This window comes from Yokenella regensburgei, from assembly GCF_003634235.1.
Classification (GTDB): domain Bacteria; phylum Pseudomonadota; class Gammaproteobacteria; order Enterobacterales; family Enterobacteriaceae; genus Yokenella; species Yokenella regensburgei.
Genome location: NZ_RBIZ01000005.1, coordinates 501,389 through 523,541 on the forward strand (window position 1 = coordinate 501,389; position 22,153 = coordinate 523,541).

General features: G+C 55.0%; 18 protein-coding genes, 1 pseudogene and 1 riboswitch. Of the genes and pseudogenes, 10 read left to right on the forward strand and 9 right to left on the reverse strand.

Annotated elements, in window-relative coordinates; genetic code table 11:
• Positions 1-147: 147 nt before the first annotated feature.
• A complete protein-coding gene (gene araC / locus C7387_RS17435; RefSeq protein ID WP_006817113.1) occupies positions 148-993 on the forward strand; it encodes an arabinose operon transcriptional regulator AraC in 846 nt (281 codons plus the stop codon).
• Here the strand turns inward: araC and C7387_RS17440 are convergent.
• Positions 974-1,918, reverse strand: a complete 945-nt coding sequence (locus tag C7387_RS17440; protein WP_120817182.1) for a reverse transcriptase family protein — start codon at positions 1,916-1,918, stop codon at positions 974-976. The two genes, araC and C7387_RS17440, sit on opposite strands and share 20 nt — an antisense overlap.
• Positions 1,919-2,272: 354 nt before the next feature.
• On the opposite strand from C7387_RS17440, the gene C7387_RS17445 reads away from it, so the two are divergent.
• Positions 2,273-3,040 (forward strand): DedA family protein, encoded by a 768-nt coding sequence (locus C7387_RS17445; protein WP_006817117.1) that lies wholly within the window; start codon positions 2,273-2,275, stop codon positions 3,038-3,040.
• On the opposite strand, the gene thiQ is transcribed toward C7387_RS17445, so the two are convergent.
• The 4 genes from thiQ to sgrR all read right to left on the reverse strand — a co-directional run bounded on the left by thiQ (position 3,037) and on the right by sgrR (position 8,111).
• Positions 3,037-3,738 (reverse strand): thiamine ABC transporter ATP-binding protein ThiQ, encoded by a 702-nt coding sequence (gene thiQ / locus C7387_RS17450; RefSeq protein ID WP_006817118.1) that lies wholly within the window; start codon positions 3,736-3,738, stop codon positions 3,037-3,039. The two genes, C7387_RS17445 and thiQ, sit on opposite strands and share 4 nt — an antisense overlap.
• The gene (gene thiP / locus C7387_RS17455; protein ID WP_120817183.1) at positions 3,722-5,332 is read right to left on the reverse strand and encodes a thiamine/thiamine pyrophosphate ABC transporter permease ThiP; all 1,611 of its coding nucleotides are present in this window, start codon (positions 5,330-5,332) and stop codon (positions 3,722-3,724) included. Before thiP ends, thiQ begins: the two co-directional genes overlap by 17 nt.
• Positions 5,308-6,291 carry a thiamine ABC transporter substrate binding subunit gene (thiB, locus tag C7387_RS17460; protein WP_006817120.1) on the reverse strand — a complete coding sequence of 328 codons (984 nt, stop codon included), beginning with the start codon at positions 6,289-6,291 and terminating at the stop codon, positions 5,308-5,310. The genes thiP and thiB overlap by 25 nt, the downstream gene beginning before the upstream one ends.
• 32 nt (positions 6,292-6,323) lie before the next feature.
• A riboswitch (TPP riboswitch) is annotated at positions 6,324-6,420 on the reverse strand.
• A 35-nt stretch (positions 6,421-6,455) separates the two neighbouring features.
• Entirely contained in the window at positions 6,456-8,111 is a 1,656-nt protein-coding gene (gene sgrR / locus C7387_RS17465) for an HTH-type transcriptional regulator SgrR (RefSeq protein ID WP_120817184.1), read from the reverse strand.
• 222 nt (positions 8,112-8,333) lie between these two features.
• Here sgrR and C7387_RS17470 point away from each other — a divergent pair.
• Positions 8,334-9,511 (forward strand): annotated as a pseudogene (locus tag C7387_RS17470) (sugar efflux transporter).
• 96 nt (positions 9,512-9,607) lie between these two features.
• Here C7387_RS17470 and leuD read toward each other — a convergent pair.
• The 4 genes from leuD to leuA are packed head-to-tail and all read right to left on the reverse strand — an operon-like array spanning position 9,608 to position 14,289.
• Positions 9,608-10,213, reverse strand: coding sequence for a 3-isopropylmalate dehydratase small subunit (gene leuD / locus C7387_RS17475; protein ID WP_006817123.1), 606 nt, complete (start codon positions 10,211-10,213; stop codon positions 9,608-9,610).
• A gap of 10 nt (positions 10,214-10,223) precedes the next feature.
• Positions 10,224-11,624, reverse strand: a complete 1,401-nt coding sequence (gene leuC / locus C7387_RS17480; RefSeq protein WP_038252155.1) for a 3-isopropylmalate dehydratase large subunit — start codon at positions 11,622-11,624, stop codon at positions 10,224-10,226.
• Positions 11,625-11,626: 2 nt separating this feature from the next.
• Positions 11,627-12,718 carry a 3-isopropylmalate dehydrogenase gene (gene leuB / locus C7387_RS17485; RefSeq protein WP_006817125.1) on the reverse strand — a complete coding sequence of 364 codons (1,092 nt, stop codon included), beginning with the start codon at positions 12,716-12,718 and terminating at the stop codon, positions 11,627-11,629.
• The gene (gene leuA / locus C7387_RS17490) at positions 12,718-14,289 is read right to left on the reverse strand and encodes a 2-isopropylmalate synthase (RefSeq protein ID WP_006817126.1); all 1,572 of its coding nucleotides are present in this window, start codon (positions 14,287-14,289) and stop codon (positions 12,718-12,720) included. Before leuA ends, leuB begins: the two co-directional genes overlap by 1 nt.
• A gap of 790 nt (positions 14,290-15,079) precedes the next feature.
• Here leuA and leuO point away from each other — a divergent pair.
• The 7 genes from leuO (at position 15,080) to ftsL (ending at position 22,142) form a co-directional block, all read left to right on the forward strand.
• The gene (gene leuO / locus C7387_RS17500; RefSeq protein ID WP_087943231.1) at positions 15,080-16,045 is read left to right on the forward strand and encodes a transcriptional regulator LeuO; all 966 of its coding nucleotides are present in this window, start codon (positions 15,080-15,082) and stop codon (positions 16,043-16,045) included.
• 330 nt (positions 16,046-16,375) lie between these two features.
• Positions 16,376-18,100, forward strand: a complete 1,725-nt coding sequence (gene ilvI / locus C7387_RS17505) for an acetolactate synthase 3 large subunit (RefSeq protein ID WP_120817185.1) — start codon at positions 16,376-16,378, stop codon at positions 18,098-18,100.
• Between the two features lie 2 nt (positions 18,101-18,102).
• Entirely contained in the window at positions 18,103-18,594 is a 492-nt protein-coding gene (ilvN, locus tag C7387_RS17510) for an acetolactate synthase small subunit (RefSeq protein ID WP_006817130.1), read from the forward strand.
• A 177-nt stretch (positions 18,595-18,771) separates the two neighbouring features.
• Positions 18,772-19,776, forward strand: a complete 1,005-nt coding sequence (cra, locus tag C7387_RS17515; RefSeq protein WP_006817131.1) for a catabolite repressor/activator — start codon at positions 18,772-18,774, stop codon at positions 19,774-19,776.
• A 602-nt stretch (positions 19,777-20,378) separates the two neighbouring features.
• Positions 20,379-20,837: a division/cell wall cluster transcriptional repressor MraZ gene (gene mraZ, locus C7387_RS17520; RefSeq protein WP_038252151.1), complete on the forward strand. Its 459-nt coding sequence runs from the start codon at positions 20,379-20,381 to the stop codon at positions 20,835-20,837.
• A 1-nt stretch (position 20,838) separates the two neighbouring features.
• Entirely contained in the window at positions 20,839-21,780 is a 942-nt protein-coding gene (rsmH, locus tag C7387_RS17525; protein ID WP_006817133.1) for a 16S rRNA (cytosine(1402)-N(4))-methyltransferase RsmH, read from the forward strand.
• Positions 21,777-22,142, forward strand: a complete 366-nt coding sequence (gene ftsL, locus C7387_RS17530; protein WP_006817134.1) for a cell division protein FtsL — start codon at positions 21,777-21,779, stop codon at positions 22,140-22,142. Before rsmH ends, ftsL begins: the two co-directional genes overlap by 4 nt.
• The last annotated feature ends 11 nt before the right edge of the window (positions 22,143-22,153 follow it).

Sequence of the window (22,153 nt, forward strand, 5' to 3'; positions counted from 1 at the left end):
GATACCGTTATTCGCAGTCGCTTTCCTGAGCTAAGCGGGCTGTAGCGATAAAGTTCTGGGCTTTCGGGCGTGAAGAACAGTACCAGGGACAGAAATATCAATATGGACAATTGGTTTCCTTGATTAACTCCGGGAGTACTGAAGAAAATGGCTGAAACGCAGAACGATCCTCTGTTACCTGGCTATTCGTTTAATGCCCATCTGGTGGCGGGATTAACGCCTATTGAGGCCGAAGGGTATCTCGATTTTTTTATCGACCGTCCGGCAGGTATGAAGGGCTATATCCTTAACCTGACGGTTCGTGGAGAAGGGATCATTAACAACCATGGGCGGCAGTTTGTTTGCCGTCCGGGTGATATCGTTCTGTTTCCTCCCGGTGAAATTCACCACTATGGCCGCCATCCGGATGCAGAAGAGTGGTATCACCAGTGGGTTTACTTCCGCCCACGCGCCTACTGGCACGAATGGCTGAGCTGGCCGACCCTCTTCGGTCAGACCGGCTTTTACCGCCCGGATGATGCGCATCTGGCCTGCTTTGCCGGGTTATTCGGGCAAATCATCGAGGCCGGGCAGGGTGCCGGACGCTACTCTGAACTGCTGGCGATAAACCTGCTGGAGCAGTTACTGCTACGCCGAATGGAAGCCATCAACGAGTCGCTGCATCCGCCGATGGACAATCGGGTACGCGATGCCTGCCAGTACATCAGCGATCACCTGGCCGACCCGCATTTTGAGATAGCAAGGGTGGCGCAACACGTGTGCCTGTCACCGTCGCGGCTGTCGCATCTTTTCCGGCAGCAGCTGGGCGTCAGCGTGCTTAGCTGGCGTGAAGACCAGCGTATCAGCCAGGCCAAACTGCTGCTCAGTACGACGCGAATGCCGGTTTCAAGCGTGGGACGTAACGTGGGGTTCGAAGATCAGCTCTATTTTTCACGGGTCTTTAAGAAATGCACCGGGGCGAGCCCCAGTGAGTTCAGGGCTGGCTGCGAATAGCCTTCAGTTGCCGTTGTAGTATGCCGCGGGCATGCTGCAGGGCAGCATCTTCCGGGTGGATCTGCAGGATGAAGGTGATTTTGCCGTGCAGCGACTGTAGCCACTGTTGCTCGTCAAAGCCTTCGGGAACGGCTGAAGCGCCATATTTTCCATAATAATAGAGCGCCTGTCGTAGCGCCCTGCGCATCTCGCGCGGGGCTCGGGGCGTGGATTCGTTAACAATAATGCCGGTGACTATTTGCTGCTGACCGCGCCTCATCACCCGGGTTTTACCCTCGTTGAGCACCATACCCATTTCGCCAAGAAAACCGGCCACTTTATTTTGCACCCGTCGGGCGTCGAAATCACCGGAAAAGGTCATATCGTCGCCGTAGCGGGTGTAGGCGATCTCCTGCTGCTGGCACCAGTCACCGATGTAATCATCAAAAGGGCGCATCACCAGGTTTGTCAGCATCGGTGACGTTGGGGCTCCCTGCGGCAGACGGTCCCGGTAGCAGCAGAGGTGACTTAAAAGCGTCGTCGCGGCATAGGGCAGGCAGGTTTTAGCGAAGGCTAACTGCTGAACCTGCGGAAAGATAATGCCAGGGAAGAAGTTCTCAATATCGAGCTTCAGCACCTGTTTTTTTCCAAGATGCGGCAGAACATTGTGCCGCAACGAGTACTCGGGGCGCCAGGCCGTGGCGAAGGGTGAGAGCGGCAGTAGCGACAACACGTGGCGCAGAATATGCCGTTGAACCTGCCTGAGAAGAGGGTCGGGAACCTGAATGTTGCGCATGCCGCCGCTGCGCTTGGGTAATGAAAGCGTGCGGTAATGACGCTCGCTGTGATTGCTGAGCGCGTACAGGCAGCGGAGCTGTTTGTGCGGGCTCCAGTACGGGTGACCGGTAAGTTCAAGCGAAACCAGGCTAAGCTGTGCGGCATTCATACGAACGATGCTCCTTATCGAGGTGCCAGCAGCAGCGCACCACAAAATGATTCCGTAAGGTGTGAAGGTGTACCTTCGCGAAGCGCGCACACGTAGTGTGCTGTCGTACTCCGGAACACCTTAGGGTCAATGTCGCAGAAATAAATACAGAACGGCGACTCGCCGCTCCGCCAGTGATTTCACTGGGAAAGCTGCGTCTGCTGCTGGCTTTTCGAGTATATCCTTAAGCGTCGCCTTACCGCAAAAAACCTGCGTTATGTGGTATTGTTTTGTTACAGGAAAGTAACGACTTTGCTTGACTCCTCGCCGGGACCCTTTGAGAATCCCTGACTCTTTTTCCTGACCGGACGCGCTATGCAGGCAATGCTGGAACACTTCATTACGCAGTCGGCGATGTATTCGCTGATTGCTGTCGCACTGGTGGCGTTTCTTGAGTCACTGGCGCTGGTTGGGCTTATTCTGCCGGGAACGGTGATGATGGCCGGGCTTGGTGCGCTCATTGGCGGTGGCGAGATAAGTTTCTGGCAGGCGTGGCTGGCGGGCATTATCGGCTGTCTGCTGGGCGACTGGATCTCCTTCTGGCTTGGCTGGCGCTTCAAAAAGCCGCTGCACCGCTGGTCGTTCATGAAGAAAAACAAATCGCTACTGGATAAGACCGAACACGCTTTGCATCAGCACAGCATGTTTACTATCCTGGTAGGACGCTTTGTCGGGCCGACCCGTCCGCTGGTGCCGATGGTGGCAGGAATGCTGGATCTGTCGGTTGCCAAATTTGCGCTGCCGAATATCATCGGCTGCCTGCTGTGGCCGCCGGTCTATTTCCTGCCGGGGATCCTCGCAGGGGCGGCAATCGATATTCCTGCCGACATGCAAAGCAGTGGGTTTAAATGGTTATTGCTGCTGGCTGCGCTGCTGTTATGGGTTGCCGCCTATCTGTGCTGGCGTCTGTGGCGCAGTGGCAAGGCGAGCCGCGACCGGCTGACGCGATATTTGCCGCGTAGTCGTCTGCTGTGGCTGGCACCGTTACTGCTTGGCGTTGCAGTGGTGGCGCTGGTGGCCGTGTTCCGCCACCCGCTGATGCCGGTATACCTCGATATTCTGGCGAAAGTGGTCAGCCGCTAACGGCGTGTAATCCCGAGCAGCGGTGAGGCACTGGCTTCGCCGCTGAGTAACTCCCCGGTTAACCCATCCCAGGCGATTCGGCCTTCCGCTACCACCAGCGCGCGCTCGGCGATACGGGCGGCATCTTCCACACTATGAGACACCATCAGCAATGTTAAGTGCTGGCGGCGACAGACATCGTTTACCAGCAGCAGCATCTCCTGACGCAGTGCCGGATCCAGCGCTGAAAATGGCTCATCCAGCAGCAATATCGGCTGTTCTCGCACCAGGCAGCGCGCCAGCGCCGCACGTTGACGTTGCCCACCGGAAAGCTCACCGGGCAAACGGCTGAGCATCGAGGAGATCCCCATCTGTTCGGCAATCACTTCCAGCTTATGCTGCTGCGCCTCGCTGAGGCGCAGGCCCGGATCCAGACCCAGCCCTATGTTCTGGCGAACCGTCAGATGGCTGAAGAGATTATTCTCCTGAAACAGCATGGAGACCGGGCGATGCGACGGCGGGGTATGGGTATGGGGCTGATTTTCTATCAGGATAGTGCCGCTTGCCGGGGTGAGAAAACCGGCGATTAGATTTAATAGTGTGCTTTTTCCCGCCCCGCTGGGGCCGAGTACGGCTATTTGCTCTCCCTGGCGTACAGAGAGGGTAAAGCGCATCGGCAGATGCTGATACAGCCAGGTGACATCATTGAGTTTTAGCATCGCGTCCCGGAAGTTTTTCAATCGCGGTGAAAAGAATAAAGCACAGCAGCAACAGCAGGAGTGCGGTGACAGCGCCATCGTTGCCGCGATATGAGCCAATCTGCTGGAACAGATAAAACGGTAGCGTACGGAAGTTGTCGTTGCCAAACAGCGCCACCACGCCAAAATCTCCAATCGACAACACGCAGGCAAACGCCAGCGCCTGCGCTATGGGGCGACGCAGCGCCCGCAGTTCCACAATGCGTAAGCGATTGAAGCCCTGCATCCCCAGCGACTGGCACAGGGTGCCGTAACGGGTACTGACATCGCGCATCGGCGTCTCCAGCACCTTCAGAGCATAAGGGATTGCCATCAATGCGTTGGTGAAGATGACGATACCATCCGCTGATTCCGGCAATCCCACGGTGTTGTTCAGTAGCAGGAAAAAGCCGGTAGCCAGCACGATGCCAGGCATCGCCAGAATCAGCATACCGCTGAGCTCCATCGCCTGGCCGGCCAGTGGACGACGGCGGGCGCGTAGCTCCCGGCTGCTCCACAGCAGCATCATGGTCAGGACAACGCTCAGTATGCCTGCCGCCAGCGCAATGCGCAGAGAGGTCCACAGTGCCTGCCATAGCACCGACTGCATCAGCACCTGTGGGAGCTGGCAGTTGAGGCCATCGACAATCACCGCCAGCAGCGGGGGGAGTAGCAGTAGCAGCGAAAGGCCAATGAGCAATGTGTCAGCAATTCGGCTCCAGACCCGGTCGTCGGGATCGCGCCAGCCGTTCATCCGGGTTGTGCCAGGCGCAATGGCTTTGCTCAGACGCTGGCTGGTCAACACCAGCCCCAGGCAGCAGACCATCTGGATAACCGCCAGCATCGCCGCCCGCGCCGGGTCATAATCAAAGTTCAGCGCCTGATAGATCGCAAGCTCAATGGTGGTGGCCTGCGGCCCGCCGCCGAGGGATAGCACGGTAGCGAAGCTTGCGAAGCAGAGCATAAAAATCAGTGCGGATACCGGCAGGATCTGACGGCGCAGCCACGGCCACTCCACCAGACGGAAGAAGTCGAGCCCACGCATGCCAAGCTGGGCGGCAAGCTGGCGCTGTTCGCCGGGGATTTGCTCCAGCGCCTGCAATAGCAGGCGCGTTGCCATCGGCATGTTAAAGAAGACGTGTGCCAGCAGAATGCCCTGCAGACCGTAGGGCGAGAACGTCCACTCCCAGCCCAGCGCCTGAAACAGGGTGGACAGCCAGCCCTGGCGACCATACACGCTAAGAATGCCAAATACCGCCACCAGCACCGGCAGAATTAAGGTCATGGCGCACAGGCGTAGCAGAGCGTTGCGGCCGGGGAAACGGCGTCTGTAGAGCGCGCGGGCGAGAAAAATAGCCGGTACCACGGAGAGCAGCGCGGAGAGAAACGCCTGCCAGAACGAGAAGCGCACCACGTGCCACAGGTAGCTGTCCTGCAGCAAATCACCCCACGATCCGGCGGGGGCGTTAAACCACAGGGCAAAAAAGGCCGCCAGTGCGACGGCGACCATCAACGTGGACGCCGTCAGACCGGGAATGAGCCAGCCAGGGATTACTGGCTGACGGCGCGTTGCCATGCCCGGGTCCAGTTCTGGCGCTCAGATGCCACCTGCTGCGGGGTGAACTCCAGCGTGGTTGACGGTTTGACCAATTTTTCAAATCCGGCAGGAAGTGCAGCGTCGGTCACCGGATACATCCAGTTGCCGGTTGGGATCGCCTGCTGGAAGCCCGGAGAAACCATAAATTTCAGGAATTTTTCTGCTAACTGCGGCTGCTTGCTGGCGGCAGTCCGGGCGGCAACTTCCACCTGCAGGTAGTGGCCTTCGCTGAAGTCGGCGGCGGCGTACTGATCTTTCTTCTCTTCAATAATGTGGTAGGCCGGAGAGGTGGTATAGCTCAGCACCAGGTCACTTTCCCCTTTGAGGAACAGGCCGTAGGCTTCGCTCCAGCCTTTGGTCACTGTGACGGTTTTTTTCGCCAGCTTCTGCCAGGCGTCAGGGGCTTTGTCACCATAGACTTTTTGCATCCACAGCAGCAGGCCGAGACCCGGCGTACTGGTGCGCGGATCCTCGTAAATCACGCGCCACTTCTGGTCGCTTTCCACCAGTTCTTTCAGGCTCTTCGGCGGGTTCTTCAGCTTGTTTTTGTCATACACGAAGGCGAAGTAGCCGTAGTCGTATGGCACAAAGGTGTCGTTTTTCCAGCCGCCCGGTACTTTTACGCTCTCAGTCGGAACGCCGCTTTTGGCGAACAAACCGGTCTGAGTTGCAGCCTCGAGCAGGTTGTTATCAAGGCCCAGCACCACGTCGGCTTTGCTGTTCTTGCCTTCCATCCGCAGACGGTTAAGCAGAGAAACGCCGTCTTCCAGCGCCACAAACTTAAGCTCGCAGTCGCAGTCGGCTTCAAAGGCTTTTTTCACCACCGGCCCCGGACCCCAGTCGGCGGAGAAAGAGTCGTAGGTGTAAACGGTAAGAACGGGTTTAGCGAACGCAGGAAGCGCGGCCAATGTCAGTAACGGCAGGAGTTTTTTTAACACTTTGCACCTCAAGTTAACCAGGTGGCAAAGGATTTTGAGTCAGCCTCAAATCCCTTCGCCGGCGTTATCCGGATCAGGTTCGACGGGTATTTTCTCAGCCGCGCAGGCGCAGCACCCCGTTGAGAACGGCCTAGTGTAATGATTTTGCCTCGGTTACGAAAGTATCAGGGCTCCGGTGGCGCGAACCAGGCTGACTTAAAGTCAAACCAGCCGAGCGTGTTCATACGCAAGCCGCGCATACTGCGCTGTCCCTGAATCATCAACCAGTGGTGGATCAGCGGCACAATAGCGCGCTGGTTGATGAGCTGCTGGCACCAGTTCGCCAGATTCATCTCTCCGGCATGCCAGCGGGCAGCCTCTTTTTCCCAGTCGACAGGAATGCAGTGTTGAATAAGCGGTACTTCATACAGCTGGGCAAAAATAGAGAAATCGAGCGGCAGGGTGAAGTTGGCGCTGTTCAGCCACATATCGCTCACCACTTCGCCACGGTGCCATTCGTCGTAGTCCAGCTCCTGAATCTCGAGCTGTACCCCGTGTTCGGCGAGCAACCGAGCCATGATTTGCGCGATGTTGTGATGTTCAACGTGTTCACGATAGTAGGTCAGCGTCAGGGATTCCAGTCCGGCAGGCTTCTCACCCTGGCCCGGGCGGGCATGGTGCCAGCGCGGTAGCAGACCGTAGGCCGGGAACCAGTATCCCTGATACTGTTGGTCGGCGTGATACAGCAGGCTCGCCGGAGAGAGCACCTGGCTTACCCACTGGCGTACATCCTGGCAGGCACCCTTGTGCGAGCGGGCATCGTACAGCATGTAGTAACAACCCTCTTCGAGACGGCTCTCTACCGCTTTTTCTCCGGTTGTCGGGCCTTCCAGCGTCAGCCCGCAGCTAACCTCTTCGCTGATTTCCGGAAGTACCCAGACGTTCACTTCGTCGATAAGCGCCCGGTAGCCAAAATACTCTTCAAAGGCGTGGATCTTGAGCTGGTTTTCATTATTCCGCGCAACGGCGTAGGGACCCGTGCCTACCGGCAAGCGGGAGAAATGCGGCATTGAGGCCCACTCCTGCGGCAGGATCATCGCAGGGACATGCCCGAGTAGCCACGGCAGCCACTGATCTGGCTGCGAAAGGTGCACGTCCAGCGTCCAGGCGGTAGGAGAAGCGACCTGCGTGATATGGCCATATAACGGCAGCGCGCTGGCCCGCTTCAAAGAAACGATCACATCCGCCATTTCCAGTTCACGGCCATTGTGGAAGTGAATACCAGGACGCAAGAAAAAGCGCCAGTGCAAAGGGGAAATTTGCTGCCAGTGGTGAGCAATATCGGCTTCCAGTTCCCCATTTTCCTCATTTATACGCGTCAGCGAGCTGAAGATTTGCCGGGCGATATGGGTTTCAGAGCGGCGAAGCGGCGTACCGGGAAGCAGGTTGCGCATCGGGCGATAGTACAGCACGCGCAGGATATGCCGCCCCTGGCGGAAGCTACGACCAAGGTGCGATACCAGCATTTGCCGCACGGTCGCCTTATCGCCAACCAGTTGCACCAGCTGATCGATGCGGTCCTGCTCCAGCAGGTCTTCGGCGCGCTGCTGCTGCAGGGCAAGGCCGGTGTAGAGGAAGGTCAGGCGTGAGCGTTTGCCGCGTCCGGCTTCGGCTTCCCACGTCAACCAACCGCGCGATTCCATGGTGTTGAGCAAGGTGCGCATATGGCGGCGCGAGCAGCTCAGTAACTCTGCCAGCTCATTCAGGGTCGTTTCTTGCGTTTTCCCCTCACAGCACTGCCATAAGCGGATGAACTGTTGTTGCAGGCGAGCAGACGACATAAAAGAGGAACTCCCGACAAAAACTCAGCAATTTATTAATCCCTATATTAGGCCAATAATGGCTCTCGATGAAGCGAGTCGATGATGCACCTGGAAGTTACATCCCGTTAATGTGCTCCTCGGCCAGCCCGAATCATGTGTGACTGAGTATTGGTGTAATCACCCGCCAGCAGAAAATTTCTGCTGGCTTTTTTCGTTTCCTGTTTGCGTTAAGGATGATTCATGCTCTGGTTGGTGACGATGGGACGGCGGCTCAACGGCGTCTACGCGGCTTTTATGCTGGTGGCTTTCATGATGGGCGTGGCCGGTGCGCTGCAGGCTCCGACGCTCAGTTTGTTTTTGAGCCGCGAAGTGGGGGCGGAACCTTTCTGGGTCGGGCTGTTTTATACCGTTAACGCCATTGCCGGGATCCTTGTCAGCCTGTGGCTGGCGAAACGGTCCGACAGCCGGGGCGATCGGCGTAAGCTCATCATGCTGTGCTGTCTGATGGCGGTGGGTAACGCGTTGTTGTTCGCGTTTAACCGCCATTACCTGACGCTTATCACCTGCGGCGTGCTGTTGGCATCGCTTGCCAATACTGCCATGCCTCAGCTGTTTGCCCTGGCGCGTGAATATGCCGACAGTTCGGCGCGAGAAGTGGTGATGTTCAGCTCGGTCATGCGTGCTCAGTTGTCGCTTGCCTGGGTGATTGGCCCACGCTGGCGTTCATGCTGGCGCTTAATTACGGCTTTACCACCATGTTCACTATCGCCGCCGGGATCTTCGTGGTGAGCTTGCTGCTGATAGCGCTGGCGTTGCCGACGGTGGCTCGGGTGGAGCAGCCCGCCGCCGTTGCCGTGACCGACGTTGCGGGGTGGGGAGATAAGAACGTCAGAATGCTGTTCATCGCCTCCACGCTGATGTGGACCTGCAACACCATGTATATCATCGATATGCCGCTGTGGATAAGCGCCGATCTTGGGCTGCCGGACAGTCTCGCGGGCGTCCTGATGGGAACCGCCGCGGGGCTTGAGATCCCGGCGATGATCCTCGCGGGCTACGTGGTGAAGCGCTTTGGGAAACGGCGGATGATGTTGACGGCGGTAGCCGCCGGTGTGCTGTTTTACGTCGGATTGATTATGTTCCATAGCCGTACTGCGCTGTTGTTATTGCAGTTCTTCAACGCGGTGTTTATCGGTATTGTGGCGGGGATCGGCATGCTGTGGTTCCAGGATCTGATGCCGGGGCGCGCCGGATCGGCGACTACGCTGTTCACTAACAGTATTTCTACCGGGGTTATCCTGGCGGGAGTGATACAGGGGGCGCTGGCGCAAAGTTACGGACACTTCAGCGTCTACTGGGTGATTGCAGCCATTTCTCTGGTGGCACTGGCGATGACCTGGCGGGTGAAGGACGTGTAGGGGATAAAAACGCCGGATGCGCTACGCTTATCCGGCCTACATCAACGGCGTCAATAGAGTAGGCCAGGTAAGGCGAAGCCGCATCCGGCATCAGCCTTAGTGCATAAATGCGGGCTGTTTGGTCTCATACGCGGCAATCGCGTCTTCATGCTGCAGCGTCAGCCCGATGCTGTCGAGGCCGTTCAACATGCAGTGACGGCGGAATGCGTCAATGCTGAAGCGGTATGTCTTATCACCGGCTGTCACTACTTCGGCTTCCAGATCCACCTCAAAGGTTATTCCCGGATTTGCCTGCACCAGCGCAAACAGTTCATCCACTTCCGCTTCGCTCAGCGTTACCGGCAGCAGTTGGTTGTTAAAGCTGTTGCCATAAAAGATGTCGGCGAAGCTCGGGGCAATAACGACCTTAAAGCCGTAGTCGGTCAGCGCCCAGGGGGCATGCTCACGTGAAGAGCCACAGCCAAAGTTTTCCCGCGCCAGCAGGATAGAGGCGCCTTTATACACCGGGAAGTTGAGCACGAACTCCGGATTCGGCTGCTCGCCCTTGTCATCGAGAAAACGCCAGTCGTTAAACAGGTGCGCGCCAAACCCGGTGCGGGTGACTTTCTGCAAAAACTGCTTGGGAATAATCGCGTCGGTATCGACGTTGGCGGCATCTAAAGGAACCACCAGGCCCGTGTGTTGGGTAAATTTCTCTGCCATGATGTGCTCCTTATTTAATACCGCGAATATCGGCAAAATGACCGGTGACCGCTGCGGCTGCCGCCATTGCAGGGCTGACCAGGTGGGTACGACCACCGCGGCCCTGACGGCCTTCAAAGTTACGGTTGCTGGTAGACGCGCAGCGTTCGCCAGGGTTCAGACGATCGTTGTTCATCGCGAGGCACATCGAGCAGCCCGGCAGACGCCATTCAAAACCGGCTTCGATGAAGATTTTGTCCAGACCTTCTGCTTCTGCCTGCGCTTTGACCGGGCCGGAACCCGGTACCACTAACGCTTGCACGCCTGGCGCGACTTTACGGCCTTTGGCGATTTCTGCGGCGGCGCGTAAATCTTCAATTCGCGAGTTGGTACAGGAGCCGATGAAGACTTTATCGATAGCGACTTCGGTCAGCGGAATGCCGGGTTTCAGGCCCATATAGGCCAGCGCTTTTTCAGCCGAAGCGCGCTCCACCGGGTCGCTGAACGACGCCGGATCGGGGATTGCGTCGGTGACGGAGATGACCTGACCCGGGTTGGTACCCCAGGTGACCTGCGGGGCAATTTCTTCCGCCTGCAGGGTGACAATGGTGTCAAAAGCTGCGCCTTCGTCGGTCTTCAGGGTTTTCCAGTAGGCGACGGCGTCGGCAAAATCCTGGCCTTTCGGGGCATGCAGACGGCCCTGCACGTAGTTAAACGTGGTTTCATCCGGAGCAACCAGACCCGCTTTAGCGCCCATTTCAATCGCCATGTTGCACAGGGTCATGCGGCCTTCCATGCTCAGGTCACGGATAGCCTGGCCACAAAACTCCACGACGTGGCCGGTGCCACCTGCGCTACCGGTTTTACCGATAATCGCCAGCACGATATCTTTCGCGGTGATGCCTGGTGCCGCTTTGCCTTTCACTTCAATCTTCATGGTTTTGGCACGACCCTGTTTCAGGGTCTGCGTGGCCAGCACGTGCTCAACCTCAGAAGTACCGATACCAAATGCCAGCGCGCCAAAGGCTCCGTGGGTGGCAGTGTGGGAGTCACCACAGACGATGGTCATACCTGGCAGAGTGATACCCTGTTCCGGGCCCATGACGTGGACGATACCCTGATAAGGGTGGTTCAGGTCATACAACTCGACGCCAAACTCATTACAGTTTTTAATCAGCTCCTGCATCTGGATGCGGGCCATCTCGCCGGAGGCATTGATATCTTTCGTTTGGGTAGAGACGTTATGATCCATTGTGGCAAAGGTTTTGCCAGGCTGACGAACCGGACGATGGTGGGCGCGCAGGCCATCAAACGCCTGCGGTGAGGTGACTTCATGCACCAGATGGCGGTCGATGTACAACAGCGGGGTTTCGTTCGGCGCTTCGTGTACCACATGCGCATCAAATAACTTTTCGTATAACGTCTTCGCCATGATTACACCCCTTCAGCGACATAGCGGGCAATAATATCGCCCATTTCATCGGTGCTGACCGCTGCGCCGTCGCGGGATAAATCCCCCGTACGCACGCCGTTCTCTAATGCTTTATTGATCGCGCGTTCAATAGCGTTTGCGGCTTCTCCGGCGTCCAGGCTGTAGCGCAACAGCAGCGCCAGAGACAAGATCTGGGCAATCGGGTTAGCGATGTTTTTCCCGGCGATGTCTGGCGCGGAGCCGCCTGCCGGTTCATACAGACCAAAACCCTGCTCGTTCAGACTGGCGGAAGGCAGCATCCCCATCGAACCGGTTATCATCGCGCACTCGTCAGAGAGGATGTCGCCAAACAGGTTTGAACACAGCAGAACGTCGAACTGCGACGGATCTTTAATCAACTGCATGGTGGCGTTGTCGATGTACATGTGCGCCAGCTCAACGTCCGGGTAGTCGCGGGCGATTTCGTTGACCACTTCGCGCCACAGTACGGAAGACTGCAGGACGTTCGCTTTATCGATTGAGGTGACTTTATGGCGACGCTTGCGCGCTGATTCAAAAGCAATACGCGCGATACGTTCGATCTCAAAACGGTGATACACCTCGGTATCGAACGCTTTTTCATGCTGACCGCTGCCTTCACGGCCCTTTGGCTGACCAAAGTAAATGCCGCCAGTTAACTCGCGAACGCACAGAATATCGAAACCGTTAGCGGCGATGTCGGCGCGCAGCGGGCAGAACGCTTCCAGACCCTGGTACAGTTTTGCCGGACGCAGGTTGCTGAATAATTTAAAGTGTTTACGCAGCGGCAGCAGTGCACCGCGCTCAGGCTGTTCAGCGGGTGGCAGATGTTCCCATTTCGGACCACCAACGGAGCCAAACAGTACTGCATCGGCGTTTTCGCAGCCTTCTACCGTCGCCTGCGGCAACGGTGTTCCGTGGTTATCAATCGCAATCCCGCCCACGTCATAGTGGCTGGTGGAGATACGAATCGCAAAACGCTGGCGCACAGCTTCCAGTACTTTCAGGGCCTGGCTCATGACTTCCGGGCCAATGCCGTCACCCGGCAATACGGCAATATGGTAATTCTTCGACATCACACGGTTTCCTTTTTATTTTCATTATTCTGCGCTTTACGTTGCAGCTCTTTTTCGACTTCGGCGGCGCGCCAGATATTGTTCAGCACGTGAACCATCGCTTTCGCGGAGGACTCAACGATATCGGTCGCCAGGCCCACGCCGTGGAAGCGGCGGCCGTTGTAATTAGCCACGATATCTACCTGGCCCAGCGCATCTTTACCCTGGCCTTTGGCGCTCAGGCCGTACTTCACCAGCTCGATGTTGTAGTTGGTAATACGGTTAATGGCCTGATACACCGCATCGACCGGGCCGTTGCCGTTAGCGGCTTCGGCTTTGATTTCCTCACCGCAGGCCAGTTTGACTGACGCAGTAGCGATATCACTTGAGCCGGACTGCACGCTGAAATAATCCAGACGGAAGTGTTCTGGCTCTTCCTGTTGTTTATTAATGAAGGCCAAAGCTTCCAGATCGTAGTCAAAGACCTGGCCTTTTTTATCCGCCAGCTTCAGGAAGGCATCGTACAGATGGTCCATGTTGTAGTCGGCTTCCTGATAACCCATCTCTTCCATACGGTGCTTCACCGCCGCACGGCCGGAGCGTGAGGTCAGGTTCAGCTGCACCTGGTTCAGGCCAATGGATTCCGGGGTCATGATTTCGTAGTTTTCGCGGTTTTTAATCACGCCGTCCTGGTGGATCCCGGAGGAGTGTGCGAAGGCACCGGTGCCAACAATCGCTTTGTTCGCCGGGACCGGCATATTGCAGATCTGGCTGACGGTCTGGCTGGTGCGCCAGATCTCATGGTGATTGATCCTGGTGTGCAGATTCATGATGTCTTTGCGCACCTTAATGGCCATGATCACTTCTTCCAGCGAGCAGTTACCGGCACGTTCGCCGATACCGTTCATTGCGCCTTCTACCTGACGGGCACCCGCGTGAACTGCCGCAATGGCGTTGCCAACGGCCAGACCTAAATCGTCATGGGTATGCACAGAGATAATGGCTTTATCGATGTTGGGGACGCGCTCGTACAGACCCGTAATGATATTGGAGAACTCAAACGGCATGGTGTAGCCGACGGTGTCAGGAATGTTGATCGTCGTAGCACCGGCGCTTATTGCCGCTTCCACTACGCGAGCCAGATCGGCAATCGGGGTACGACCTGCGTCTTCACAGGAGAACTCAACGTCGTCGGTATAATTACGTGCGCGCTTGACCATATAGACGGCGCGTTCGATAACCTCGTCCAGGGTGCTTCGCAGCTTGGTGGCGATGTGCATCGGTGAGGTGGCGATAAAAGTATGAATGCGGAAGGCTTCCGCGACTTTCAATGACTCTGCGGCGACGTCGATATCTTTCTCCACGCAGCGTGCCAGAGCGCAAACGCGGCTGTTTTTGATCTGCCGGGCGATGGTTTGTACGGATTCAAAATCGCCCGGGGAAGAGACCGGAAACCCGACTTCCATCACGTCGACGCCCATACGCTCCAGGGCAAAAGCAATCTGCAACTTCTCTTTTACGCTCAGACTTGCCTGTAATGCCTGTTCACCGTCACGTAAAGTGGTATCAAAAATAACGACTTGCTGGCTCATGGTTTAGGTCCTTGATGGTTCTGGGCGCCTTGCTACGAGCATAAAAAAACCCGCGCAATGGCGCGGGTTGTCTTTGTTTCTGGAGGAGGACTTATCGCTGAACGTCGCCCGCCAGACTACCGCGCACAAATGAGGCGTTTAGTAGTAGTAGGCTGGTGAAATGTGACGTGCGAATCATGTTGTCCAACTCCAGTTCAATTCGATATGCTTTTAGTGGTACTGGATACACCATTTGAAGTCAACCCCTGTGTCCGGAAAAACACGTTTTCTTTAACGATTATGGTAGGGTGAATTAGCTTATCGTGCTGATGCTAGCTGCGCCGCGGCGATGATTCTTCCGACGGCGGTTCATGTTTTACATGTTTTGAATCATTTTATTAAATTTGCTTGCAGCTGGTTATTTCAGCTTATCTTTGATGTGATAAAGTTATCTGTATGATTCGTCTAATGTTATTCATTTGGAAAATAAATTTAATAATAAATTCGTGTTTCTTTTGAAAAATAATTGTTAATCGTTTAATTGTCACTAAATATACAATTTATTTTTACTACAATTATCTATGCTAAGCGCAAGCGTTGCTTATTGTTCTGGTTTATGATTACATTTGTTTCATTAAGGCCAGTTATGATTTGGTGAATTCGAATACCGTTTTTACCCGAATCTTCGCGTGTGGACACCGGCTGTCTTTATATTTTCCTATTTTTATATTTTTCTCTTTTGCTGATTTTATATGCATGATAAATCATATTGTCAGAATTTATTATTGCATTAATGCAAAGGGAGCTTATCGTGACAGTGGAGTTAGAAATGCCCGTGGATAGAATTGAGCGCCAGGCTGAGCCGTCGTTTGTGGTTAAACCACAGCTCAGAATGGTGGATTTAAATTTATTGACCGTGTTTGATGCGGTGATGCAGGAGCAGAACATCACGCGTGCCGCACAGACTCTGGGGATGTCGCAACCTGCTGTCAGTAACGCGGTAGCCCGCCTGAAACTGATGTTTAATGATGAGCTTTTCGTGCGTTATGGGCGGGGGATCCAGCCTACGGCCAGGGCTTTTCAGCTGTTCGCTTCAGTACGTCAGGCGCTGCAGTTGGTGCAAAATGAGCTGCCGGGATCCGAGTTTGATCCGCTTAGCAGCGAACGCGTGTTCCATCTCTGTGTCTGCAGTCCGCTCGATAACTATTTAACATCACTCATTTTTAATCGAGTGAAAGAAATAGCACCGAATATTAGCCTGGTATTTAAGTCATCCTTAAATCAAAATACAGAACACCAGCTACGCTATCAGGAAATTGAATTTGTTCTGGGCTATGAGGAGTTCCGTCGTCCGGAGTTCTCATGTATTCCTGTATTTAAAGATGAAATGGTTCTGGTCGCCAGCCGTAAGCATCCTCGCCTGAGCGGTCCATTAAAAGAAAGTGATATTTATCAGGAACAACATGCCGTAGTTTCGCTGGAGCGATATGCCTCATTCAGTCAACCCTGGTATGACACGATAGATAAACAATCCTGCGTTGCTTACCAGGGGATGGCGCTAATTAGCGTTCTGAATGTGGTAGCCCAAACGCAAATGGTTGCTATTGCGCCACGCGGTCTGGCGGAAGAGTTCGCTGATAAACTCGATCTGCAGATATTACCTTTGCCGCTGAAATTAAACAGCCGTACCTGTTATCTCTCCTGGCATGAGGCTGCGGGTCGCGATAAAGGTCACCAGTGGATGGAAGAACTGCTGGCGGCTATTTGTCAGCGTTAGTGAATCCCAAAACAACCCGGGCGCTTTGGCGTCCTGTTTGTTTTGTTATTATAAAATAATCCAGCATATCGTTCTGTTTGTTGTTTTGGTTATCTTACTTTTTTCCGTACAAAATGGATCAATTCCTGTTCTTTAACGATTATCCCGAGTAATCAGTATCTCCTTTTCCCATCTCTGAAGTAATTCACCATATTTTTGTTTAATGGCTTTCTTTTCTGCTTTTTCAGGCGCTTGAAGCCGGTTAGGGGGTGATTGCCTGCCTGGTAACGAGCGGTTATGTTAAGTGAATGTGAGAAAACGCGCGTTTATGTTCATGCCGGGAGGCGAACCATGGAGATGTTGTCTGGAGCCGAGATGGTAGTCCGATCGTTAATCGATCAGGGCGTAAAGCAGGTGTTCGGCTATCCTGGGGGCGCTGTCCTCGATATTTATGATGCTTTGCATACCGTTGGCGGCATTGATCATGTGCTGGTCCGCCACGAGCAGGCCGCTGTTCACATGGCCGACGGTCTGGCACGGGCTACGGGAGAAGTGGGTGTGGTGCTGGTGACTTCCGGACCGGGAGCGACCAACGCCATCACTGGGATCGCGACGGCTTATATGGATTCTATTCCGCTGGTTATCCTCTCAGGTCAGGTAGCGACGTCGCTCATCGGCTATGACGCCTTTCAGGAGTGCGACATGGTGGGGATTTCGCGCCCGGTGGTGAAGCACAGTTTCCTGGTGAAGCAAACCGAAGATATCCCGGGTGTGCTGAAAAAAGCCTTCTGGCTTGCCGCCAGTGGACGCCCTGGCCCGGTGGTGGTCGATCTGCCGAAAGATATCCTGAGCCCGGCAAATAAGCTGCCGTACTCCTGGCCGGAGTCGGTCAGTATGCGCTCCTATAATCCCACCACGACGGGTCACAAAGGGCAGATCAAACGCGCGCTGCAGACCCTGATTGCGGCAAAAAAGCCGGTGGTTTACGTCGGTGGCGGAGTGATAAATTCGCAGTGCCATGCGCAGCTGCGTACGTTGATTGAAAAGCTCAACCTGCCGGTGGCTTCTTCACTGATGGGGCTTGGCGGATTCCCGGCAACGCATCGCCAGGCGTTGGGGATGCTGGGGATGCATGGCACATACGAAGCCAACATGACGATGCATCATTCTGACGTCATTTTTGCCGTCGGCGTTCGCTTTGATGATCGCACGACCAATAATCTGGCGAAATACTGCCCGGATGCCACGGTGTTGCACATCGACATCGACCCCACCTCTATTTCTAAAACGGTAGCCGCAGATATTCCCATCGTTGGCGATGCGGGTCAGGTGCTGGATCAAATGCTGGAGCTTGTCGATCAGGAGGCGGCAGCTCAACCGCTGGATGAGATCCGCGACTGGTGGCAACAGATTGAGCAATGGCGCGCGCGCCAGTGCCTGAAGTACGACACCCAAAGCCCGGCGATTAAACCACAGGCGGTGATTGAAACTATCTGGCGGTTAACGAACGGCGACGCCTACGTGACTTCCGACGTTGGTCAGCACCAGATGTTTGCCGCGCTCTACTACCCCTTTGATAAACCCCGTCGCTGGATAAACTCCGGTGGCCTGGGCACCATGGGCTTCGGCCTTCCTGCCGCGCTGGGGGTGAAAATGGCGCTACCGGGTGAAACGGTAATTTGCGTCACCGGTGATGGCAGTATCCAGATGAACATTCAGGAGCTTTCTACTGCGCTTCAGTACGAGCTGCCGGTGCTGGTGCTGAATCTCAACAACCGCTATCTCGGAATGGTGAAACAGTGGCAGGACATGATTTATTCCGGTCGCCACTCGCAATCTTATATGGAATCGCTGCCCGATTTCGTCCGCCTGGCGGAGGCCTATGGTCACGTTGGTATTCGCATTGATAAGCCGGAAGAGCTGGAAGGCAAGCTGAAGGAGGCGCTGGAAGCCGTTCGGCAAAACCGACTGGTGTTTGTTGATGTTACCGTCGACGGCAGCGAGCACGTTTACCCCATGCAAATTCGCGGTGGCACAATGGGTGATATGTGGCTCAGTAAAACGGAGAGAACCTGATTATGCGCCGGATACTATCGGTATTACTCGAGAACGAATCGGGCGCGTTATCGCGCGTCATTGGGCTTTTTTCCCAGCGTGGCTACAACATTGAAAGCCTGACCGTAGCGCCGACTGACGATCCAACGCTTTCACGCATGACAATCCAGACCGTTGGCGATGAGAAAGTGCTTGAGCAGATAGAGAAGCAGCTACACAAGCTGGTGGATGTGTTGCGCGTCAGCGAGCTGGGGCAGGGGGCACATGTCGAGCGTGAAATCATGCTGGTGAAAGTACAGGCCAGCGGGTACGGACGCGAAGAAGTGAAGCGAAACACCGAAATCTTCCGCGGGCAGATTATCGACGTTACTCCCTCGATTTACACTGTTCAGCTAGCTGGCACCAGCGACAAGCTGGATGCGTTTCTCGCGTCACTGCGAGATGTGGCGCGGATTGTCGAGGTGGCGCGCTCCGGCGTGGTCGGTTTATCGCGCGGTGATAAGATCATGCGCTAAAGGTTTTGCTGAAAAACTTCAGCCCGACGGTCATCAGTCGGGCTTTTTTTTGCAAAACCCGTGATAAGTGTCGACAAAAGCGGTTGCCGCAGCCAGCATTCTGCGTTTAGATGATGTAGCATTTATCCCATATTTTAACAGTGGTTATAGTTTGTACATTTTACGCAAGGGGCAATTGTGAAACTGGATGAAATCGCCCGGCTCGCCGGTGTTTCCCGGACTACCGCGAGCTATGTGATTAACGGTAAAGCGAAGCAGTACCGCGTTAGCGATAAAACCGTCGAAAAAGTGATGGCCGTTGTGCGTGAGCATAACTACCACCCCAATGCGGTTGCCGCGGGTCTGCGTGCAGGACGCACACGCTCAATAGGATTAGTGATCCCCGATCTGGAAAACACCAGCTATACCCGGATCGCCAACTACCTGGAGCGCCAGGCGCGTCAGCGTGGCTATCAGCTGCTGATTGCCTGCTCTGAAGATCAGCCTGACAACGAAATGCGCTGTATTGAGCATCTGCTGCAACGCCAGGTGGATGCGATTATCGTTTCCACCTCTCTGCCGCCAGAGCACCCTTTCTATCAGCGCTGGGCTAATGACTCGTTCCCGATTGTGGCGCTGGATCGTGCCCTCGACCGCGAACATTTTACCAGCGTCGTGGGGGCGGATCAGGATGATGCGGAGATGCTGGCGGCGGAACTGCGTAAATTCCCGGCTGAAAGCGTGTTGTACCTCGGTGCTTTACCAGAGCTTTCCGTAAGCTTCCTGCGTGAGCAGGGCTTCCGTACCGCCTGGAAAGATGATCCGCGCACGGTCGACTTCCTCTATGCCAACAGCTATGAGCGTGAAGCGGCGGGCGCGCTGTTTGAAAAATGGCTGGAGACGCACGCCATGCCGGAGGCGTTGTTCACCACTTCCTTTGCATTACTGCAGGGCGTCATGGACGTAACGCTGCGCCGTGAAGGCAAGCTGCCGTCTGAGCTGGCGATTGCCACCTTTGGCGATCACGAGCTGCTCGATTTTCTGCAGTGCCCGGTGCTGGCCGTTGCGCAGCGTCACCGTGATGTCGCCGAGCGCGTGCTGGAAATCGTGCTCGCGAGCCTCGATGAACCACGTAAGCCAAAGCCAGGCCTCAGCCGTATCCGACGTAACCTCTACCGTCGTGGTAGTTTGAGCCGCCACTAAGTTGAAAAATGGAGGTAGCCCCGGCTACCTTCATTACTTTTTCCCCCTGGGAAATTAAGGTTATGCTGATATTCAGACAATTCTTTAATTTATCCAGGACGTTAATTAAATTCGTATTTTAATCAGGTCAATTCTTGCTTTTACCCCAGAAATTGCAGTAACCATTCATTACATTTGAATTATTTTGTTACATCCTCAGTCGATTTGCCCAATTAACAAACACTTCTCCCACTAACGGCGCCGTACCCGTCGTGGCGCGGCGGAAAAATGGTGGCAGGGCCGAGCATCAGGGACTGTTAACCACCAGCAGAATGTCCTAAAATGCCGCGCACGTCGCAAACTGACACTTTATATTTTCCCTCGATGATATTGAGTTTCTTTTAACGAGCATGAATGGATTTGTTTTTTTTCTTACAAATATTCATAGCCTTAATTTGCCTCGTTGGTTGATGAAAAAATAAACAGGGCGAATATCTGCCGTCATTAATGGGATTTTTAACTCCTCTGGCCTCAGTGCTGGCTTGACAAGGTTTTCCTCTGCTCCGTAAACTCCTTTATGTGGGAATTTGTGGGTGAAAGTGGTGAAAAGGGGTGAGGCTGGCATGTTCCGAGGGGCAACGTTAGTCAATCTCGACAGCAAAGGTCGTTTAGCCGTGCCAACACGGTACCGCGACAGGCTAGTCGAAGACGCTTCCGGTCTAATGGTGTGCACCATTGACATTCATCACCCGTGCCTGCTGCTTTACCCGCTCCCGGAATGGGAAATTATTGAGCAAAAATTGTCGCGACTGTCGAGCATGAATCCCGCCGAACGCCGCGTACAGCGTTTGTTGTTAGGACATGCGAGCGAATGTCAGATGGATAATGCGGGCCGCTTGCTGATAGCGCCGGTTTTACGGCAACACGCCGGACTGACCAAAGAAGTGATGCTGGTCGGGCAGTTCAATAAGTTTGAACTGTGGGATGAAACGACCTGGTATCAACGGGTCAGGGAAGATATTGACGCTGAGCAGTCGGATACCGGCGAGCTGTCGGAACGATTGCAGGATTTGTCCTTATAAAATGATGGAAAACTTTAAACATACAACGGTACTACTGGACGAGGCCGTCAACGGTCTGAACATTCGTCCGGATGGTATTTACATTGATGGCACTTTTGGCCGTGGTGGCCACTCGCGTCTGATTCTTTCGCAGCTTGGGGCGGAAGGACGTCTGTTGGCTATTGACCGGGATCCACAAGCGATCGCCGTTGCGCAAACCATCGATGATCCTCGCTTTTCCATCGTGCATGGACCTTTTTCCGCGCTGGGCGATTACGTTGCCGAGCGCGAACTTACCGGCAAGATTGACGGGATCCTCCTCGATCTTGGTGTCTCTTCACCGCAGCTTGACGATGCGGAACGCGGTTTCTCCTTTATGCGCGATGGTCCGCTGGACATGCGTATGGACCCAACCCGCGGACAATCGGCAGCTGAGTGGCTGCAAACGGCGGAAGAAGCCGACATCGCCTGGGTCATCAAAACCTTTGGTGAAGAGCGCTTCGGCAAACGTATTGCCCGCGCCATTGTTGAGCGTAACCGCGAACAGCCGATGACCCGCACGAAAGAGCTGGCAGAGGTGGTTGCAGCAGCAACACCGGTGAAAGACAAGTACAAACATCCCGCGACCCGTACCTTCCAGGCGGTGCGCATCTGGGTGAACAGTGAACTGGAGGAGATAGAGCAGGCGCTAAAAAGCTCGCTCGACGTGCTTGCCCCGGGTGGGCGGCTTTCCATCATCAGTTTCCACTCGCTGGAAGACCGTATTGTGAAACGCTTCATGCGTGAGCAAAGCCGCGGTCCACAAGTCCCGGCGGGGATCCCGATGACGGAGGAGCAACTCAGGAAACTGGGTGGCCGTCATTTGCGAGCACTAGGCAAGTTGATGCCGGGCGAAGATGAAGTGGCAGAGAATCCACGCGCTCGTAGTTCAGTGCTGCGTATCGCAGAAAGGACGAACGCATGATCAGCAGAGTGACAGAGGCCCTAAGCAAAGTAAAAGGATCGATTGGAAGCAACGAACGTCATGCCTTGCCTGGCGTTATCGGTGACGATCTTTTGCGGTTTGGGAAGCTGCCACTCTGCTTGTTCATATGCATTATCGTGACGGCGGTGACCGTCGTCACTACGGCGCACCATACGCGCCTTTTGACCGCACAACGTGAACAGATGGTTCTGGAGCGTGATGCACTCGATATTGAGTGGCGCAACCTGATCCTCGAAGAAAACGCGCTCGGCGACCATAGCCGGGTGGAACGGATCGCGACGGAAAAGCTGCAGATGCAGCATGTCGATCCTTCACAGGAAAACATCGTTGTACAGAAATAAGGATTATTGCG

Excerpts from the sequence above, each read along its gene's own strand:
- mraZ (WP_038252151.1), top strand. The coding sequence starts at position 20,379 with ATGTTCCGAGGGGCAACGTTAGTCAATCTCGACAGCAAAGGTCGTTTA.
- leuC (WP_038252155.1), bottom strand. The coding sequence starts at position 11,624 with ATGGCGAAGACGTTATACGAAAAGTTATTTGATGCGCATGTGGTACAC.
- thiQ (WP_006817118.1), bottom strand. The coding sequence starts at position 3,738 with ATGCTAAAACTCAATGATGTCACCTGGCTGTATCAGCATCTGCCGATG.
- ftsL (WP_006817134.1), top strand. The coding sequence starts at position 21,777 with ATGATCAGCAGAGTGACAGAGGCCCTAAGCAAAGTAAAAGGATCGATT.
- sgrR (WP_120817184.1), bottom strand. The coding sequence starts at position 8,111 with ATGTCGTCTGCTCGCCTGCAACAACAGTTCATCCGCTTATGGCAGTGC.
- thiP (WP_120817183.1), bottom strand. The coding sequence starts at position 5,332 with ATGGCAACGCGCCGTCAGCCAGTAATCCCTGGCTGGCTCATTCCCGGT.
- leuA (WP_006817126.1), bottom strand. The coding sequence starts at position 14,289 with ATGAGCCAGCAAGTCGTTATTTTTGATACCACTTTACGTGACGGTGAA.
- leuD (WP_006817123.1), bottom strand. The coding sequence starts at position 10,213 with ATGGCAGAGAAATTTACCCAACACACGGGCCTGGTGGTTCCTTTAGAT.
- araC (WP_006817113.1), top strand. The coding sequence starts at position 148 with ATGGCTGAAACGCAGAACGATCCTCTGTTACCTGGCTATTCGTTTAAT.
- ilvN (WP_006817130.1), top strand. The coding sequence starts at position 18,103 with ATGCGCCGGATACTATCGGTATTACTCGAGAACGAATCGGGCGCGTTA.
- leuB (WP_006817125.1), bottom strand. The coding sequence starts at position 12,718 with ATGTCGAAGAATTACCATATTGCCGTATTGCCGGGTGACGGCATTGGC.
- ilvI (WP_120817185.1), top strand. The coding sequence starts at position 16,376 with ATGGAGATGTTGTCTGGAGCCGAGATGGTAGTCCGATCGTTAATCGAT.
- C7387_RS17440 (WP_120817182.1), bottom strand. The coding sequence starts at position 1,918 with ATGAATGCCGCACAGCTTAGCCTGGTTTCGCTTGAACTTACCGGTCAC.
- C7387_RS17445 (WP_006817117.1), top strand. The coding sequence starts at position 2,273 with ATGCAGGCAATGCTGGAACACTTCATTACGCAGTCGGCGATGTATTCG.
- rsmH (WP_006817133.1), top strand. The coding sequence starts at position 20,839 with ATGATGGAAAACTTTAAACATACAACGGTACTACTGGACGAGGCCGTC.